Here is an 18509-nt window from a genome sequence, read left to right on the forward strand (position 1 = left end):
ACAAAATGGACTTATTGATTAGATAACCTAAGTTGCTAGCTACCGGTTGCAAATCGCTAGTTGCTGATTTACAGTATTTAATTCATTTTGCTTTTAGCTTAATTTTAAGGGGTGAGAATTTGTATTAATATGAGCATAAGATAAATAACAATATTTCAGCAACTAGCAACTTGAGTTAGATAGTTGATTATAAATATTCTCGGTATTGACTTGTGTTATGGGAATGCTTAAATTAGAATAAATTATTCTAATTAATTCAGGTTGCTAGATTAAGTGATATGTTAATCATACTATGACGCAATAATATATGGGGGTATAATTGACGGGTAATAGACGGATTACTGACGGATAACAGACGGGTTAACCCGTCTGTTAATTACAAGTTTAAGTTAATTGTTAATACTTATTTCTTTAATAACTAATAATAAACCTATGATAGATCTAAGAACAATCCTACTTGCTGAAGACAATCCTAATGATGTAGAATTAACTCTTCAAGCTCTTGGTGAACATAATCTTGCAAATCGTGTTGTAGCTGTAAGCGATGGCGTTGAAGTTATAGATTATCTCAGCTGCGAGGGGAAATTTAAGTTACGAAAAAAGGGTAATCCTGCCGTAATCCTACTGGATATTAAAATGCCTCGCATGGATGGTATCGAAGTACTTAGAACCATCAGGAGTCACCCTGCCTTTAAAATGCTTCCAATCGTTATGCTTTCATCCTCTCGCGAAGAGTTTGATTTGAAACGATGCTATGAATTAGGTGCTAATGCTTATGTAGTAAAACCTGTAGATTTTAAAGATTTTTTTGAAGCAGTTAAACAATTAGGAATTTTTTGGGCAATGATAAATGAGTTGCCCCCTGAGGGAGGTGAACAAAATGGATAGAGCAGAAACCAAATCAGCATTGAATATTTTGTCTCTTGAAGACTCAATACTCGATTTCGAGATAATTCATGAACATCTTACCAGAGCTGGAATTAGCATAAACATAACTCATGTTGCCAAGGAGGATGAATTTATATCATCCCTTCGTAATAATAAGTATGATATCATTTTAGCCGATTTTAACTTGCATAGCTTTGATGGCTTTGCTGCGCTAAAATTGTGCAATGAGATATGTCCAAATACCCCTTTTATCTGCATTTCAGGATCTATTGGCGAAGAAATAGCCATTGAGCTGATGAAGCAGGGGGCTGTTGATTACATTTTAAAGGATAGGCTAGCAAGACTCCCATCGGCAATAAAACGTGCGCTCGATGAATCAAAAGAAAAAGAAACAAGACGGGAAGCCGAGGAGGCACTTCAAAAAAAGATGGAAGAACTACAGCGATTTTATGACTTAACCGTAGGACGTGAGTTAAAAATGATTGAACTCAAAAAAGAAATTAACGAGTTTTTAAAACAAATGGGAAAAGAGGAAAAATACAAAATTGTGGAATAGGGAATGAAACCAAAATGAAAAAGGAATAATTAGTTCCACTTTGACAGATAAGGGTTATACTTGATTTTTCGTGTGTTTTTTCGAATATGTCAAAGTAGAATTAGGATGAGGTTAAATTAGAACTCAAGTATGAAAGAAACAAACAAGCATATTACCCAACTTCTCTTGCAATCGCATGGCATGGATGTTTCAAAATACGATGATTTATTTCTGAGTAAAACTCTTCAGAAAAGAATTACTGAAACTCGCTACAATTCCTATGATGAGTATTGTTCTAATTTAGAAAAGAACAATGAAGAAGCAAATGTTTTTATCGAATCACTTCAAATCAGCCATAGCGAATTTTTTCGTAACTCATTAACATTTTCCGTTTTAGAGCGTGTATTATTTCCTTCAATCATTTTACAAATGAAACATTCAAAACGGAAGGAGATTAGAATATGGTCTGCTGCATGTGCTGCCGGACAGGAAGTATATAGCCTAACAATACTTTTGGAAGAACTTAAAAATGGCGATTGCCAAAAGTTTAACTATCGCATTTTTGCTACGGATCATAGTGAAAAGCAAGTAAACCAAGCACAGAAGGGTGAATACTCTGAGGAAGCATTAAATAACCTGAATCTAAAACGAGTAAAAGAATGGTTTATTAGGAATGATAACATGTATAGTGTAAAACCTACACTTAAAGAAAATATCAACTTTTCAGTTTTTGATTTATTTAGTGAGCAATTGAGCAGTCCCGCTGCAAGTATTTTTGGCGACTTTGATATAGTAGTTTGTGCTAATCTTTTATTCTACTACAAACCCGAATATCGTAAACAAATTCTTAAAAAGATAGGTAATTCTCTTGCAAAAGAAGGATACATTATAGTGGGCGAAGCCGAGAGGGATATCTTAATGAATGAAAATTGGCATGAGGTATTCCCCCAATCGGGAATATTTAAAAGAATAGAACACGGGTAAAATAAATGAACGATAATTCAAAAAGGTTTTTCATTAATGCTACATTGATAGATAAGGTTTATACTCGATTTTCCTGCTTTTTTAACCCTTGCCCTAAAGGAAAAAAGCAGAAAAATCAACCTGCACCCTTTAGGGACTGGGGTAAATTAGGTTGATTTTTCGTGTGTTTTTCGAATCTATCAAAGTAAGATTAAATGATTAATAATAACAGATACTATGAACCTAAAAAATCTCAAAATTGGTACTCAACTAAGAATAGGATTTGCCATCCTACTATTCTTTGTAATTCTACTTGGGGTAGTATCTTACCTACAAACTGATAGAATTCAATCTCAAGCAGAAATTCTATACGATCATCCGCTTAAAACTCGCAGAAATCTTAGCGAGATAACAATTAATGTTTTGAATATGCGCATTAAAATGCGAGATTATTTGCTGGTTAATGATTCAAAAATACGCCAAGAAGCTTTGAATGACATAGCTGTTTGCCAAGCTAATGTAATGATGAGTGTTGAAAAGCTTAGGCAATCCTACCTTGGGCCACCCAAAAATATTGATAATTTTTTAGATGAATTTACCAAATGGGTATCAATCCGCGAGGAATCCATACGGTTATTAAATGCAGGTCATTTTGAGGAGGCAAGACTTCGCCATTATCCTGGAGGAGTAGTTCCATCGCAGGCCTCAAAAGTTTTGAATACATTGCAGGTAATAAGTGATTTTGCTATAAAAAAGGCTGATGAATTACTTGCCACATCTAATGAATTGAATGATTCACTAAGTAGGCGATTATTTTTACTAGTAGCAACCATTTTATTATTATCGTTACTTATTAACTATGTTTTAATAAGAAATATCCGTAAACCTATAGTAAGTTTAACCAATGCAGCCCAACTTTTTCATGCTGGGGATATGAATGCCAGGAGTTCCTATGAATCGAAAAATGAGTTTGGTCAACTGTCCACTTCATTCAACACTCTTGCTGAGAGCATTCAGGTGAATATGGATCTGAATAAAAGAGCAGCAGATTTAGCAGGCTTAATGCTTAGCGAGGACGATGCCAAAAATTTTTTCCACGAAACACTTAAAGGTCTTTCCGAACATACTGAATCTCAAATTGCCGCTGCATATTTGCTAAGCGATGATAAAAAAAACTACAATCACTTTGAATCAATTGGCGGGGGTGAAAATATTAAACAATCATTCTCGGCAGAAAATTTTGAAGGAGAATTTGGTGCCGCTCTATCCTCCCGAAAAATTCAGCATATAAAATATGTTATCGATGATACCCGTTTTATTTTTCACACCATTAGCGGAAATTTTATCCCTCGTGAAATAATCACCATTCCAATAGTTGCAAACAACCAAGTTATTGCTATTATTTCGTTGGCGAGTGTGAATAGGTATAGTATACAATCAATTTTGCTGATAGAAAATATTCTTGTTGCTTTCAGCGCAAGAGTTGAAGGGATATTAGCATATCGCAAAATTAAAGAATTTACAAATAAGCTTGAATACCAAAATAGTGAACTGGAGGCTCAGAAAGTGGAACTAGCGTCCCAATCGGCTGAGCTAATTGAACAGAATACAGAATTGGAAATGCAGAAAAAGCAGTTGGGTGAAGCCAATCGTCTCAAAACAAGTTTTTTATCTAATATGAGCCATGAACTGCGAACCCCTCTTAATTCTGTAATTGCCCTTTCAGGAGTACTCAACCGCCGCCTTGCCAAGCAGATTCCAGACGAGGAGTATAGCTACATCGAGGTGATTGAACGAAATGGGAAGCATCTACTTTCACTTATTAACGATATCCTTGATATTTCGCGTATTGAAGCTGGACGCGAAGAAATCGAAATAGAATCGTTCAACATAAATAGCCTAATTTCCGAAGTAGTTACAATGATTAATCCTCAGGTAAAACAGAAAAATATTGAGCTGATACATTCAGAAAAAGATTCAGACCTGTTACTTTCTAACGACATTAGGAAATGCCGCCATATCCTGCAAAACCTTATTGGTAATGCTGTAAAGTTTACCGAGAAGGGTAAGGTTGAGGTTGTAGCCAGTAAAACCGATAGTAACATTACAATTAAAGTTATAGATACCGGTATTGGTATCTCCGAAAAATATCTCCCCCATATTTTCGATGAATTCCGGCAAGCTGATGGCAGTACATCTCGAAAGTATGGTGGAACAGGCTTAGGTTTAGCAATTGCTAAAAAATATGCTAACCTTATGGGAGGTTCAATCACGGTTAAAAGTTCCCTGGGGCAAGGCTCAGAATTTGCACTAACCTTACCTTCAAACTATGCTTCAGGAAGCAGAATAGTTGATATAGAAAAATCATCTGAATCAAAATATACCATAAAACAAGCACCTCTCAAAACACCTTCTGATTCTGAAGGAAAAACCGTTTTGCTAGTTGAGGATAGCGAGCCGGCAATCATCCAAATGAAGGATATTTTGGAGGGAAGTGGGTATAAACTGATAATTGCACATGATGGTTCGGAGGCTCTTAGAATTATCAATCAAACCATACCCAATGCCATGATTTTGGACCTCATGCTACCGGGTATCGATGGGTTTGAAGTACTTAAAGCTATTCGTGAGGTAGATATTACGGCCCATGTCCCTGTTTTGATTCTTACTGCAAAGCATATATCAAAGGAGGAACTCCAATTTTTGAAACGAAACAACATCCATCAGCTTATCCAGAAAGGCGATGTGAACCGCTCGGAGCTGCTTAATGCTATTGCAACCATGGTATTCCCTAAATCGGTGGAAGTTGAAAAAACTCAAAGAAAAATACAACCCATCAAAGGCAAGCCAATAGTTCTCGCAGTTGAGGATAATCCAGATAATATGCTTACCGTTAAGGCACTTCTCTCCTCTAAATATACTGTAATAGAAGCATTTGATGGCAACCAAGGTTTGCAATTGGCTAAAAAGCACAGGCCAAATCTCATTCTAATGGATATTGCACTTCCTGATATGGATGGCATTGAGGTGCTTAATATCCTTCGCAAAGACCCATATTTACAAGAGATTCCTGTTATTGCGCTTACAGCAAGTGCAATGACTACTGACCGCGAAACTATTTTAGCCCATGGTTTTGATGGGTACATTGTAAAACCAATTGATGAACATATATTCTTAGAAACTATCAATCAAAAGCTATATGGAGGGTGATAAAATAAAAATATTGGTCATTGATGATAATCAGGATAACCATATCATCTTAAATGCGTTGATAAAAGAGGCTTTTCCCAATGCCATAGTATTCAATGCTCTTAATGGTGAAAAAGGGATAAAAATTGCCACAGCAGAAGATCCTGATGTAATCCTTCTTGATATAGTAATGCCCAACATGGATGGATTTGATGTATGTATAAAGCTTAAATATGATAAAAAGCTATGCGATATACCTATTGTATTTGTTACCGCCCTAAAAAGTGATAAGGAGAGCCGTATTAGAGCGCTTGAGTGCGGAGCGGAGGCCTTTCTTGCCAAGCCTATTGACGAGGTTGAGCTTACTGCTCAAATACGGGCCATGCTAAAAATCAAAATAGCTAATATCAAAAAAAGGGATGAAAAAGAAATACTCGCTAGGCAGGTTGAAAAGAAAGTTTATGAGATAAACATAGCTCATACTGCTACTCTTAATTTACTAGAGGATTTAAAAACCGAGAATGAAGCCAGAAAAAAAAGCGAGAATGAGCTGAGAAAAAGCGAAGAGCTATTCAAATCTTTTGTACTTAATAGCGCCGACCTTACAGCTTTAACCGATTTAAATGATAATGTATTATTTATTAGCCCTCAATGCGAAAAATTATTTGGATTTTCTTGTGATGGGCTAATTGGACAACATATTCCATTCAATTTTCACCCCGATGATAAAGAAGCCTGTCTTCAAAAATGGAATCAGTTAAAAACAAACGGGGAAGAGATATACAACTATGAATACCGCCTTTTTGATAGCAAAGAAGAGTTACATTGGGTATCGCATTCTGCGATACAAGTTAAGGTAGAACAGAATCTAATAGGAATACACAGCACCATCCGTGATATTACTGAAAGCAAACTGGCTGAGCAGCTGGTTATCCAAGCAAAAGACAAAGCCGAAGAGAGTGATCGGCTAAAAACAGCATTCCTTCACAACATCTCTCACGAAATTCGCACCCCAATAAACTCAATTGTAGGCTTTTCTGAGTTCCTAAACGATCCCAACCTAAAACCCGAAAAACTTAAACACTTTACCGAAATAATTACGCAAAGCAGCTATCAGCTACTATCCATAATATCTGATATTGTAAGTATTGCTACCATTGAAGCAGGTCAGGAAAAAATTAATGAGACTGAGTTGAATTTGAACTCAACCCTAAGAATGTTAAACGAGCAATTCCAGCTAAAAAGTCAAAAGGAAAACTTCTGTCTTATCCTAAAACACCTCTTACCCGATAACGAAGTAACCATATTAACAGATGAAACTAAACTCAAACAAATTCTTACCAACCTCATAGGCAATGCAATAAAATTCACCAAACAAGGATATGTTAACTTTGGATATCACCTAAAAGATAATGAGTTGAAATTCTTTGTTGAAGATACTGGTATTGGCATTCCCCCTGAAATGCACGATGAAATATTTAAACGATTTCGTCAGGTCGAAAACTCCACCGCACGTCAATTTGGTGGATCGGGGCTAGGCTTATCTATCTCAAGAGCATACGTAGAACTTCTTGGAGGTAAAATATGGCTTAAATCTGAGCTCGATAAAGGATCAACATTTTACTTTACAATCCCGTACAAAAAAATTCAAAAAACTCCCATTATTGAGAAACAACTCTTAAAAGAGATGAAAAATGAAAGCGATATAACCAAAACTATTTTAATTGCTGAGGATGAAGATTCTAATTTCATGCTACTTGAAGAGATGCTTTCATGTTTAAATATCAATATTATTAGGGCAATAAATGGAATAGAAGCTGTTAATTCATGCAAATTAAACAACCATATAGATATAATTCTTATGGACATTAAAATGCCAATAATGGATGGCTATGAGGCTACAAAACAAATAAAAAAAATTAAACCTAATCTACCAATTATAGCCCAAACAGCATATTCAACAGAGGTTGATAGAAATAAGGCTCTAGCCAGCGGTTGTTCCGATTTTATTAGCAAACCTATTAAAAAAAATCTTTTAATCTCCAAGATAAAAGATCAGTTGAATAAAACCTTAATTTATTGATAGTTACATTAAAAGTATCTATCATTTAAATGTCAACATTAACAAATACTTTGATGGACGATAACTCTAAAACAATCCTTATTATTGAAGGTGATTCTGTGTTAAATGAATTACTTTCAGAAAGAATCGAAGGTATTGGTTATAAAACTATGCGTATGTTCTCAGCGCGTGATGCAGTTGATTGGCTTACTAAGAACACACCATTTTTAATGACTTTGGATTACAATTTACCTGATTTGAATGCCGAAGAATTTATAATTGAGTTAAAAAAAAGAAAACTACACATACCTCATTTCATAGTTTCAACCGGACAGGGTGATGAGAGTGTGGCCGTTGAAATGATGAAGCTAGGTGCCAAAGACTACATTATTAAGGATAGTAACCTACTTGATTTGATAATTCTTGTTATCAGGAAGGTTGCTAGAGAAATTGAGAACGAGAGTAAACTTAAACTTGCTGAACAAGCATTAGTAGAATCTAATCAGTTCAACAAACAAATAATACGCAGTGCACAGGAAGGAATAATTGTATATGATCTTAAATTGAACTATCAGGTTTGGAATCCATTCATGGAGAAATTAACGGGAATTCCTTTTTATGAAGTAGTAGGAAAACAACTGTTAGAAGTATTTCCATCTTTAGGGGATACTGGTGTCAGTCCTATTCTTGAGAAAGCCCTTCAGGGAACGAATATTCAAGAGAGGGATATATTCTTGAGCATCCCGTCTACAGGAAAATCTGGATGGATTACCGAAACAACCGCACCATTAATAAGTACTTCAGGGGAAATAGTTGGTGTTATAACAACCGTGCGAAATATTACTGAGCGAAAACTTGCTGAAGAAAAGCTAAAAGCAGACGAAATCCTTCTAAAAGAATTAAATGCTGACAAAGATCGATTTATTTCAATACTTGCCCACGATTTAAAAAGTCCTTTTAATTTGATACTTGGCTACTTAGATTTACTTACTGAAAAAGTAAGAGAATATGATATAAATACAATTGAAGATCAGATTAATATAATCTTTAATTCAGCTCAAAATACTTATAAGTTATTGGAAGACATATTACTATGGGCTAGAACACAATCGGGAAAAATTCCATTTCAACCAAAAAAATTGAATTTTAATAGTATTTGCAATGATATTCTGAATACTTTGAGGTTAAATGCTGATGCAAAAAATATTACAATTACCCACTCATCGTTAAATGATATCTATTTATTCGCAGACCCTGAAATGTTAAAAACAACCTTACGAAACCTTATTTCAAACGCAATAAAATTCACAAATATTGGAGGTGAGATTATTATATCCACTTATGAAAGTATTGACAACATAATAATCTCTGTATCAGATAACGGAATAGGGATTAACCCCAAAATATTACCCAATCTATTTGATATTTCGCAAGTACACACAACGGAGGGTACCGCAAACGAAAAAGGAACAGGATTGGGTTTGCTGATTTGCAAAGACTTTGTAGAAAAGCATGATGGTAAAATTTGGGTAGAAAGCGAAGTTGGAAAAGGCTCCTCCTTCTATTTTAATATTCCATTCAAAATTGCTAATAAGGATGTTTTATAGGAATCATAATTCATTAATGATTATTTTTTTTCAACCACTATTCTAATTACATAATGTGAATATCCTTATACTATCGGAGATTCTTATTAGATTATAAGTAACAAAATACCTTCCCTGAAGTTATTAAATTGTTGTTAACCCTATTTTACCTAAAACTAACTATCCACAATCAAGATTTAAGATGAGTTATATCATTCATTAAACACCTTATTTACCTTGCCATTTCTGTACTATAAGGTTATTTTTGCCATATAGAAATCTTTCAATAATTATGATCATTCAAACGCTTATCAATAATATTACTTTACTTCTATCACTTAGTATTCTATACAGTTTAGTCTCTCGAAAATGGGATTACTCATCGCTTTGGCATCAGCTGATTGCAGGTATACTATTTGGCTTTGTAGCAATTGCTGGAATGTTGAATCCACTTAAATTGCAACCTGGAATTATTTTTGATGGTAGAAGCATTATTCTGAGTATTGGTGCTTTATTCGGAGGACCAATAGCTGCAATTATTTCTACAATAATAAGTTCAATATATAGATTTTATCTTGGTGGCGCAGGTACATTAATGGGTATTAGCGTTATTGCATCCAGTTCAATGCTTGGTGTTATTTACCATTACATTCGAAAAAAATACCCTAAATCAAACCAAATTGGTTATCTATTCCTTTTTGGGCTAATTGTTCATATTAACATGCTAGTTTTAACATTAACCCTACCATCAAATCTTATAAATGAAGTTTTCAGGATAATTGCCGTACCTGTATTAATAGTATATCCTATAGGATCTCTATTAATTTGTCTACTCTTTACTTTTCAAGAATCAAGAAGAAAAGTAATTACATCGCTAAAAAACAGCGAGGAAAAATATCGTTTACTTGTTGAAAGAGCATCTAGCACAATTATTAAATTAAACCGTTTTGGTAGAATTATATTTGTTAACGCTTTTGCTCAAAGCAGTTTTGGTTACAATAAGGAAGAACTTATAGGAAAATCAGTTGTTGGTTCATTAGTAGAATACAATAAAAAAAATGCAAGAGAATTCTCAGATATTATCGATGAACTATTTCAAAATCAGAAAACCTACAAATCATTAGAAATTGAAGTTATATGTAAAGAAGGGGAGAAAAAATGGGTATCATGGACTTGTAAAGCCATTCAAGAAAATAATTCCAATATACTAGAGTTACTATGTATTGGTATAGATATTACGGAAAAGAAAAAGGTAGAGAATGAACTTTTAAAATCTGAGGAAAAATATAGAACAATAATTGAATTAGCAGCGGACACAATACTTATTGAAAATAATAATGGTGAAATTATTGGAGCAAATCTTAAGGCCGGAGAGTTAACGGGATATTCTACTGACGAGTTAATAGGAAGGAGTATTACCACGTTGTTTTCACAAAATTCTTTAGACCTAAATCCTATCCGTTATGACCTTTTACTCGAAGAGAAAGTAATAATCAATAAAAGAACTATTTGTAGAAAAGATGGTGGTGAGGTTATTGTCGAAATTAGTTCTAAAAGGATGCCAAATGACACCTACATTTCTATGATTAGGGATATTACAGAGAAGGAGTTAGCAAACGAAGTTATTAAGGAAAATGAGGAGCGTTTTCGTGCTGTTGTTACTAGCACACCTATTATTACGTTTACAACCAACTTATCGGGAATTTTTACCCTTTCTGAGGGTATTGGCTTATCGAAAATTGATTTAAAACCTGGGCAGCTGGTGGGGCAATCCATTTTCGAAGTGTGCAAAGAATTCCCCGAAATATTAAGAATCTTAAGATTAGTTCTTGAGAATGGGAAAACCCTTCGCAAAGATATTACGATTAGAGGAGTAATTTTCGATACTCTTTTTTCACCATTATTCGGAAAAGATAAAGAGATTAAAGGTATGATGAGCGTTGCAACTGATATAACGGAACGCAGAAATGCTGAAAAACGAATTCTCGAAAGTGAGAATCTATTGAGAAAACAAAATGCCGAGTATCAAACCCTAAATAAAGAGCTTAATGAAACCAATCAAAGAATTAGGGAGATAAATGAAAAACTTATAAAAGCTACTGAAAAAGCACAGGAGAGCGATAAACTTAAATCAGCATTTTTAGCGAATATGTCGCATGAAATTAGAACTCCGATGAACGGAATAGTCGGTTTTAGCGGACTCCTTCAACGCACTTGTGGAGCCAACGATGAACAAAAAAAATATGTTGATATCATCATTAAGTCTAGTAACCAGTTGCTATCAATAATTAATGATATAATTGATATTTCAAAAATTGAAGCAGGCCAGACCACACTAAATAAAACTGATATTGTTCTGAAGCAAGTAATTACCGATGTTTTTAATCTATATAGCGAAATAGCGAATCAAAAAAAGATCAACCTAATTTTATCAATACCAAGAAACTCAAAACCACTTATAATCCAATCTGATGAAACAAAGATTAAACAAGTTATATGTAATCTTGTAATTAATGCCATAAAGTTTACCGAAAAGGGTAATGTTGAAATGGGTTATATTGTAAATGATTGTTTTGTTGAGATATTCGTAAAGGATGATGGGATAGGTATTGATAAAGAAAACTACACACTGATTTTTGAACGATTTCGCAAGATTGAAGGGAATAATAATTCATCATCTGGAACTGGGTTAGGCTTGGCAATTTCAAAATCATTAGTTGAGCTAATGGGAGGTGAAATTTGGGTTGAAAGCGTTAAAGGGAATGGGACAAAATTCTTTTTCACAATACCTCTGCCCTAAATAATTGCTGATTGTTAGTATAACGTGAACTGGATGTGAGCATAACATATTGATCCTTAATATAGTGTTAGATTGTTGCTTTGTCATGCTGAACGAAGTGAAATCCGAAGGATTCGCTGAAAGTAACCATCTGGAATTTAGATAATTAGATCCTTCGCTTCGCTCAGAACCGAGTTTGCTAGTTCGGCGGAACCAATGACACCTTACCTCAAGCTGATGTTAGTATATATAGTTTCTTAGTATTCCGAATCCTAACTTTTAATTTGGAATAGGATAAAGGTCTTTTATATCAACCTATGTGTTTTTTCGCTATTATTACAACTCTAATGAGAATCAAAAAACGACAATAGGTATGAGACTAAATATTATTATTGTTGCAGTCCTTTTACTTTCTGGGTGCACAAATAAAAATTCATCTCAAAGTTCTGAGTTTTCAATAAACCCTGACGAGAAGCATATTATACTAATGCACCCAACTGTTAATAATGTTAAAACATTTGAGTATTTAGTAAAGAACAATATTTTCCCATTACCCAATGGTTATAAAGCAATAGGTGTTTATCATGCTCAGGAAAAATTTGATTACTCGAATACAGAAGAGTACATAAAGAAAGAGGGCATAAATAATATATCATTAGTGAAAATTACCTCTGAACTATCACCCGATAATGTCTTTAAGAAAAACTCATGTACCGAAGTTTTCACTAAACTATTTGAGAATTCTAATGGCGCAATCTTTTTTGGTGGTCCCGATATTCCGCCTGCCTGCTATGGTGAACAAACAAATCTTTTAACCATAATTACGGATCCTTACAGACACTATATGGAACTATCTTTCCTTTTCCATATACTGGGTGGAAATCAGGATACTACTTTTATTCCCCTTCTAAAGAACCGACCTGATTATCCTATTCTTGGAATCTGTCTTGGAATGCAGAGTATCAATGTAGCAACTGGCGGAACTATGTATCAAGATATACCAACAGAGCTTTATAGCCTAAAAACTTTGGAGGATATATTAAACCTGAAACAAAATCAGCAGCACCGAAATTACCAAACAAATTATGGAACTGATGATGAGGTAACATCGGACAATTACCATCAAATAGCTATTGAAAAGGGTTCGCCATTGATTTCTTATACGTCAAATGATACAATACATCCGTATGTATTGAGCAGCCACCACCAATGCGTTAAGAAATTGGGGAGAGGGATTAAAGTTTCAGCGTGGTCAATAGATGGAAAGGTAGTAGAGTCTATTACTCATGTAAGTTATAAGAATATACTGGGTGTGCAGTTTCACCCTGAGGTGAATGACCTTTATAAAAGAGATGAAAAGATAAAAGTATTCCCCCTTAAACCTGCCGAAAAATCATACCTTGATCTTTATAATGGCGATAAGGGAGAGAACTTCCAAAGGGCAATTTGGAGGGAATTTGCAAGGAAATTTAACTAGTATTTTACAATTAAGTCTTTCCTATTTTTTTTGTTTAAAGGAAAGGAATAGTTCCTCTTCTGACTTCTTGTACTTAATACCATTAATCAAAAGATTAATAATATGCTCCGAATCATGATCATTAAAACCAGAAGCAGCTGCTAGTTTTTTGATCATCTGCATTTCATTTTTAAAAAGCACACCATCCGCTAGAGCCATTGCTACAACATCGTAGAGTTGATGAAACCTCTTCTCCAATTCGTAAGGTGGGGTATAGATTTTTGAATCTTTTGATTGTAATAAATTATCAATCTCAGGTTCTGTAAAACCAAGATTTTTCCCCATTCGGTGGAGAAACTCTAACTCAGATTTATCAACAACACCATCAGCACTAGCGACTTGAATTAGTTGGAGGAAATGCTCTTTACTAGCCTGCTTGTCATGGTGATCAAAATAGTTTAGGATACTACTCATAATTAGATATTTTATGCCTGCATTATATTAACAATAATGAAAATCTAAATGTTTAGCACTAACACTAAAATTCAATAATCTGTTTAGGTTTGAAATTATTTTCCATCACCCAGAAATGTGCTTGCCCATGAGGTATTCTGAAAATTATTAGTTCGGGGCTTTGGGCAGTAAATCCAAAGTTTTTAATAAAAGGTCTATCTTCAAGAACCTTCTCCTTTAGCTTAATATCATTCAAAAATTCAACTTTACCTGCAATCCTTAACATACTACCAGTCATTTTTTCATTCTTGTGGAAGCAAACTTCAGTTTTAGGATTATTTTTCAAATGATGATAGAACTCCTTTGATGCGCCTGTTTGAAAGTAAAACCCTGTTTCATCGGCAAACCAGAAACCAAGAGCACGTACATGTGGCTGATCGCCCTCAACTGTTGCTAGATAACAAATGGGATTCTCATTTGTAAATTTGATACAATCTTGTATTGTCATATTATTATGATTTGTTAAAACATTTTCAAAGTTAGCTAAATCATTAAAGAAATTGTAACTACCTAGGCACATAATTTAGTAGATATTTTTTTGAAAATAAAATATAGATGTCAATTATACATGCTATTCTTGCACTAATAATTTTCGCAAAGTCGCCAAGTTCGCGAAGAAGAAAAAACTAACAGTTTTTTCCCTTTGCGCACAAGTTGTAGGTTCAATTTGGTATGATCTATTCATAATATTTCAATTGGGTTTAACTTTGTTCCTCACCTATCTTAATTCTTTGCGGCTTTGCTACTTTGCGTGAGATATTTTTTATTACTGAATAGTTACAAAAAATCTTACTTAAAAATATTTCTTATTTTAAAAATCTTCATACATTTGTAAAGTTATACACTTTACCACGATGAAATTTATTCAAATTGATCGATTTACCCCACGAACCTTAGTCGTCTGCTAAGGGACTTTTCTTTATTTCTATTTTCTCATTTATTTTCTTTTTTCACAACTAAGTTTTATTACTAACAATTTAATTTTTGGAGGATTTTCTATGAAACCTACTGTGTTTATTCCAACCATTGTGTCAATGGTATTCGCCGCTTGGACACAAACCGATTCCTTAATTCTCAATTCTTATGTTAAACACCGAAAACGAAGACGATATGAAACGTGATTACTATAAATACTATTTAATAAGAATAAAATCATTTTTTAAAGATATTTCCGATGCAATTAAGGGTACCGAGGCTGACTACACCTCAATAAACCTTCGGAGAGCATTAATACTGCTTTCTATTCCAATGGTACTCGAAATGTCGATGGAGTCGATATTTACAATTGTTGATATTTTCTTTGTCTCTAAATTAGGTTCCGATGCAACTTCTATTGTAGGGCTAACAGAGTCACTACTATCATTGGTTTATGCTTTCGGTATTGGGTTTGCTATATCTGCTACAGCAGTTGTTTCTCGCCGTATTGGCGAAAAGCAGCCACGAAAAGCAGCCAATGCTGCATTTCAAGCAATGCTTGTTGCAGGATCTGTTTCGTTACTTATTTCGCTAATTGGAATCTTTTTTAGCGATAAGTTGCTCAGTATAATGGGTGCAAGCCATGAGGCGATATCTGCCCATGGGGGATATACTAAACTTATGCTTGGCGGAAATATCACTATTATGTTCCTGTTTATCCTTAATGGAATTTATCGTGGAGCAGGAGATGCTGCAATTGCCCTGAGAGTTTTATGTATTTCAAATATGATAAACATTGTACTTGATCCTCTTCTGATATTTGGCATTGGTCCTTTTCCTGAACTTGGGGTTACAGGAGCCGCTGTAGCAACTAATATTGGTCGTGGAACGGGAGTGTTGATTCAACTTTATACCCTGTTTAACGGAAGCAACAGGATTCGACTCTATTTACATGATTTAAAGCCCGATTTAAAGCAGATTATTTCCTACATTAAATTATCATCAGCAGGAATCCTTCAACTTCTGATTGGAACAAGCAGCTGGGTTGCAATGGTTAGAATAATTTCAGAGTTTGGGAGTTTAGCCGTTGCTGGTTATACAATAGGTATTAGGGTGATAATCTTTGCCATTTTACCTTCATCAGGACTGAGCAATGCTGCTGCAACTCTTGTAGGTCAAAACCTAGGAGCAGGTAGACCCTCGCAGGCAGCGAAATCTGTTTGGTCTACAGGAATTGCTAATACTATTTTTCTTGGTATTATTGGGCTGATTCTTGTTACATGGCCTGAACCGGTAATCAGATTATTGGTGCAACAGGATGATGTTGTTAACAAAAGTGTTGAATGTCTCAGAATTATTAGTTTAGGTTTTATTTTTTATGGTTTTGGGATGGTACTGGTTAACTCGCTTAATGGGGCAGGGGATACGTTAACGCCGATGTTTATAAATATATTCTGTTTCTGGCTATTTGAGATACCACTAGCATATATCCTAGCAATTAAGTTTGGAATGCAGGAAAGGGGTGTTTACTATGCAATTGTTATGGCAGAAGTAGCAATGACTCTCACAGCATTACTTTTTTTTATAAGAGGGAAATGGAAATTGAAGAAAGTGTAATGAACATTATGTTTTATGAAAACTCTGTCAGGGTTCTGAACCCTGACAGAGTTATATATTAATCTCTTTTAAAGTAGCTTAGCAGAAGTAAGTATTTGCTGCATCTCCTGCTGTAGTTGTAGTGCTTTTTGTCGAGCCAATTCAGCGAAATGCTCGGTACTATCAGCGTAAATAATGCCTCGGGATGAGTTTACAATAAGACCACATTTACTATTCATCCCAAAATTGGCAACATCTTTAAGGCTCCCTCCCTGCTCACCAACACCTGGAACCAGCAGAAAGTGTTCAGGCGCAATTTTGCGAATATCTTTAAAACGCTCTGCCCGAGTAGCACCAACCACATACATAGTATTGTTGGTGTTTCCCCAAGTTAAGGACTTCTCAATAACCTCTTCGAAAATTCTTTTTCCAGTTGCTTTATTTTCAATCATCTGAAAATCGGAGTAGCTTTCATTGGATGTTAAAGAAAGAAGTATTACCCATTTATTCTTGAAATCGAGGAAAGGTTCAACGGAATCCTTTCCCATGTATGGAGATATTGTAATTGCATCGCAATCGAGACTTTGAAAAAAGGTACGAGCATACATCTTTGCAGTGCTTGTAATGTCGCCTCTTTTGGCATCTGCAATTATGAATAAATCAGGATACTTATTGCGAATATATTTAACTGTTTTAGTGAGACTATTCCAACCAGCAGCCCCATGAACTTCATAGAATGCAAGGTTTGGTTTGTAAGCAATTACCAAGTCTGCTGTTGAATCTACAATTGCTTTATTGAACTCGAAGATTGGATCTTCACTTGTCAGAATATGCTGTGGAATCTTTGATAAATCTGTATCAAGTCCTATACAAAGAAAACTTTTCTTGATTTGTATCTGTTCAAAAAGCTGCTCGTAGTTCATGTTATTAGGTTATTCTTCGCTTGCTGCTTTTAACCTTTCTGCATTCTCAGCGAGTTGTAACTTATCTATAATCTCTTGAATATCACCATCGATAATTGCTGATAGATTATAGAGGGTAAAGTTGATTCGATGATCGGTTACCCTTCCTTGCTGATAGTTATAAGTACGAATCTTTGCTGAGCGGTCGCCTGTTGAAACCATTGTTTTGCGTTTTAGCGCAATCTCATCGATGTATTTTTGGTATTCAAGGTTATAAAGCCTAGTTCTTAGTTCAGCAAGCGCCTTATCGTAGTTTTTAAGCTGCGATTTTTGATCCTGGCATTGAACAACAATACCCGAAGGAATGTGAGTAAGACGGATAGCAGAATATGTAGTATTTACGCTCTGTCCACCAGGCCCTGATGCACAGAAGGTGTCCTTACGGATATCTTCAACTCTTAAATCGATATCAAATTCCTCGGCCTCAGGGAGAACGGCTACAGTTGCAGCAGATGTGTGAACACGACCCTGCGTTTCGGTTTGGGGTACGCGTTGAACCCGGTGAACACCCGATTCATATTTTAGGATACCATAAACACCATTACCTTTAACATTTAGCACAATCTCCTTGTATCCACCAACAGAGCCTTCGGAAATACTTGATACTTCATATTTCCAACCCTTAGTCTCAATATACTTTGTGTACATCCTATATAAATCGCCAGCAAATATGCTTGCCTCATCACCACCAGTTCCAGCCCGTATTTCAAGAACTGCATTCTTGCTATCCTGAGGATCTGCAGGGAGAAGAAGTATTTTTATCTCCTCCTCAAGGGTCATTTGCTGCTGAGTAAGGGTTTCAAGTTCAATCTTTGCCATCTCACGCATCTCTTCATCCTTTTCGGTAGCAAGAATTTCTCTTGAACCATCAATATTGCTTAAGATATTTTTAAACTTTTCATAAGCTTCAACTAAAGGCTCTAACTCACGATACTCCTTATTTAAACTGATATATCGCTTCATATCACCAATTACAGCAGGGTCTGTAATTTGCTGACCTATTTCTTCGAATTTATGTCTTAACCCCTCTAGTTTCCTGAGTATTGTATTTTCTTCCATGACACT

13 protein-coding genes are annotated in these 18509 nt (G+C 35.0%); 9 read left to right on the forward strand and 4 right to left on the reverse strand.

Features of this window, described 5'->3' with window-relative positions:
- The first annotated feature begins 432 nt into the window (after positions 1-432).
- From HOO91_00340 to HOO91_00375, 8 genes are all read left to right on the forward strand, one after another.
- A complete protein-coding gene (locus HOO91_00340) occupies positions 433-888 on the forward strand; it encodes a response regulator (protein ID NOU15992.1) in 456 nt (151 codons plus the stop codon).
- Positions 881-1444, forward strand: a complete 564-nt coding sequence (locus tag HOO91_00345; protein NOU15993.1) for a response regulator — start codon at positions 881-883, stop codon at positions 1442-1444. The genes HOO91_00340 and HOO91_00345 overlap by 8 nt, the downstream gene beginning before the upstream one ends.
- A gap of 129 nt (positions 1445-1573) precedes the next feature.
- A complete protein-coding gene (locus HOO91_00350) occupies positions 1574-2407 on the forward strand; it encodes a protein-glutamate O-methyltransferase CheR (GenBank protein NOU15994.1) in 834 nt (277 codons plus the stop codon).
- 216 nt (positions 2408-2623) lie between these two features.
- Positions 2624-5596: a response regulator gene (locus HOO91_00355; protein NOU15995.1), complete on the forward strand. Its 2973-nt coding sequence runs from the start codon at positions 2624-2626 to the stop codon at positions 5594-5596.
- Positions 5586-7658 carry a response regulator gene (locus HOO91_00360; protein ID NOU15996.1) on the forward strand — a complete coding sequence of 691 codons (2073 nt, stop codon included), beginning with the start codon at positions 5586-5588 and terminating at the stop codon, positions 7656-7658. The genes HOO91_00355 and HOO91_00360 overlap by 11 nt, the downstream gene beginning before the upstream one ends.
- A gap of 29 nt (positions 7659-7687) precedes the next feature.
- Positions 7688-9244 carry a PAS domain S-box protein gene (locus tag HOO91_00365; GenBank protein NOU15997.1) on the forward strand — a complete coding sequence of 519 codons (1557 nt, stop codon included), beginning with the start codon at positions 7688-7690 and terminating at the stop codon, positions 9242-9244.
- Between the two features lie 271 nt (positions 9245-9515).
- The gene (locus HOO91_00370) at positions 9516-12023 is read left to right on the forward strand and encodes a PAS domain S-box protein (GenBank protein NOU15998.1); all 2508 of its coding nucleotides are present in this window, start codon (positions 9516-9518) and stop codon (positions 12021-12023) included.
- A 352-nt stretch (positions 12024-12375) separates the two neighbouring features.
- Complete coding sequence (locus HOO91_00375) at positions 12376-13479, forward strand: C26 family cysteine hydrolase domain-containing family (protein ID NOU15999.1); 1104 nt, start codon at positions 12376-12378, stop codon at positions 13477-13479.
- Between the two features lie 21 nt (positions 13480-13500).
- Here the strand turns inward: HOO91_00375 and HOO91_00380 are convergent, their stop codons facing one another.
- Positions 13501-13932, reverse strand: a complete 432-nt coding sequence (locus tag HOO91_00380) for a TerB family tellurite resistance protein (protein NOU16000.1) — start codon at positions 13930-13932, stop codon at positions 13501-13503.
- Between the two features lie 64 nt (positions 13933-13996).
- Positions 13997-14419, reverse strand: coding sequence for a pyridoxamine 5'-phosphate oxidase (locus HOO91_00385; GenBank protein NOU16001.1), 423 nt, complete (start codon positions 14417-14419; stop codon positions 13997-13999).
- A 662-nt stretch (positions 14420-15081) separates the two neighbouring features.
- Between HOO91_00385 and HOO91_00390 the strand changes: the two genes are divergently transcribed.
- Positions 15082-16503 (forward strand): MATE family efflux transporter, encoded by a 1422-nt coding sequence (locus HOO91_00390; protein ID NOU16002.1) that lies wholly within the window; start codon positions 15082-15084, stop codon positions 16501-16503.
- A 68-nt stretch (positions 16504-16571) separates the two neighbouring features.
- Here the strand turns inward: HOO91_00390 and pyrF are convergent, their stop codons facing one another.
- Both pyrF and prfA read right to left on the reverse strand, forming a co-directional pair.
- On the reverse strand, positions 16572-17405 hold the full coding sequence (pyrF, locus tag HOO91_00395; GenBank protein ID NOU16003.1) for an orotidine-5'-phosphate decarboxylase: 834 nt from the start codon (positions 17403-17405) through the stop codon (positions 16572-16574).
- Between the two features lie 9 nt (positions 17406-17414).
- Positions 17415-18503, reverse strand: coding sequence for a peptide chain release factor 1 (prfA, locus tag HOO91_00400; protein ID NOU16004.1), 1089 nt, complete (start codon positions 18501-18503; stop codon positions 17415-17417).
- Positions 18504-18509 lie beyond the last annotated feature (6 nt).

This window comes from Bacteroidales bacterium (assembly GCA_013141385.1).
In the GTDB taxonomy this organism is placed as follows: domain Bacteria; phylum Bacteroidota; class Bacteroidia; order Bacteroidales; family Tenuifilaceae; genus UBA8529.

Excerpts from the sequence above, each read along its gene's own strand:
- HOO91_00385 (NOU16001.1), bottom strand. The coding sequence starts at position 14,419 with ATGACAATACAAGATTGTATCAAATTTACAAATGAGAATCCCATTTGT.
- pyrF (NOU16003.1), bottom strand. The coding sequence starts at position 17,405 with ATGAACTACGAGCAGCTTTTTGAACAGATACAAATCAAGAAAAGTTTT.
- HOO91_00390 (NOU16002.1), top strand. The coding sequence starts at position 15,082 with ATGAAACGTGATTACTATAAATACTATTTAATAAGAATAAAATCATTT.
- HOO91_00375 (NOU15999.1), top strand. The coding sequence starts at position 12,376 with ATGAGACTAAATATTATTATTGTTGCAGTCCTTTTACTTTCTGGGTGC.
- HOO91_00380 (NOU16000.1), bottom strand. The coding sequence starts at position 13,932 with ATGAGTAGTATCCTAAACTATTTTGATCACCATGACAAGCAGGCTAGT.
- HOO91_00370 (NOU15998.1), top strand. The coding sequence starts at position 9,516 with ATGATCATTCAAACGCTTATCAATAATATTACTTTACTTCTATCACTT.
- HOO91_00360 (NOU15996.1), top strand. The coding sequence starts at position 5,586 with ATGGAGGGTGATAAAATAAAAATATTGGTCATTGATGATAATCAGGAT.
- HOO91_00350 (NOU15994.1), top strand. The coding sequence starts at position 1,574 with ATGAAAGAAACAAACAAGCATATTACCCAACTTCTCTTGCAATCGCAT.
- prfA (NOU16004.1), bottom strand. The coding sequence starts at position 18,503 with ATGGAAGAAAATACAATACTCAGGAAACTAGAGGGGTTAAGACATAAA.
- HOO91_00340 (NOU15992.1), top strand. The coding sequence starts at position 433 with ATGATAGATCTAAGAACAATCCTACTTGCTGAAGACAATCCTAATGAT.
- HOO91_00345 (NOU15993.1), top strand. The coding sequence starts at position 881 with ATGGATAGAGCAGAAACCAAATCAGCATTGAATATTTTGTCTCTTGAA.
- HOO91_00365 (NOU15997.1), top strand. The coding sequence starts at position 7,688 with ATGTCAACATTAACAAATACTTTGATGGACGATAACTCTAAAACAATC.
- HOO91_00355 (NOU15995.1), top strand. The coding sequence starts at position 2,624 with ATGAACCTAAAAAATCTCAAAATTGGTACTCAACTAAGAATAGGATTT.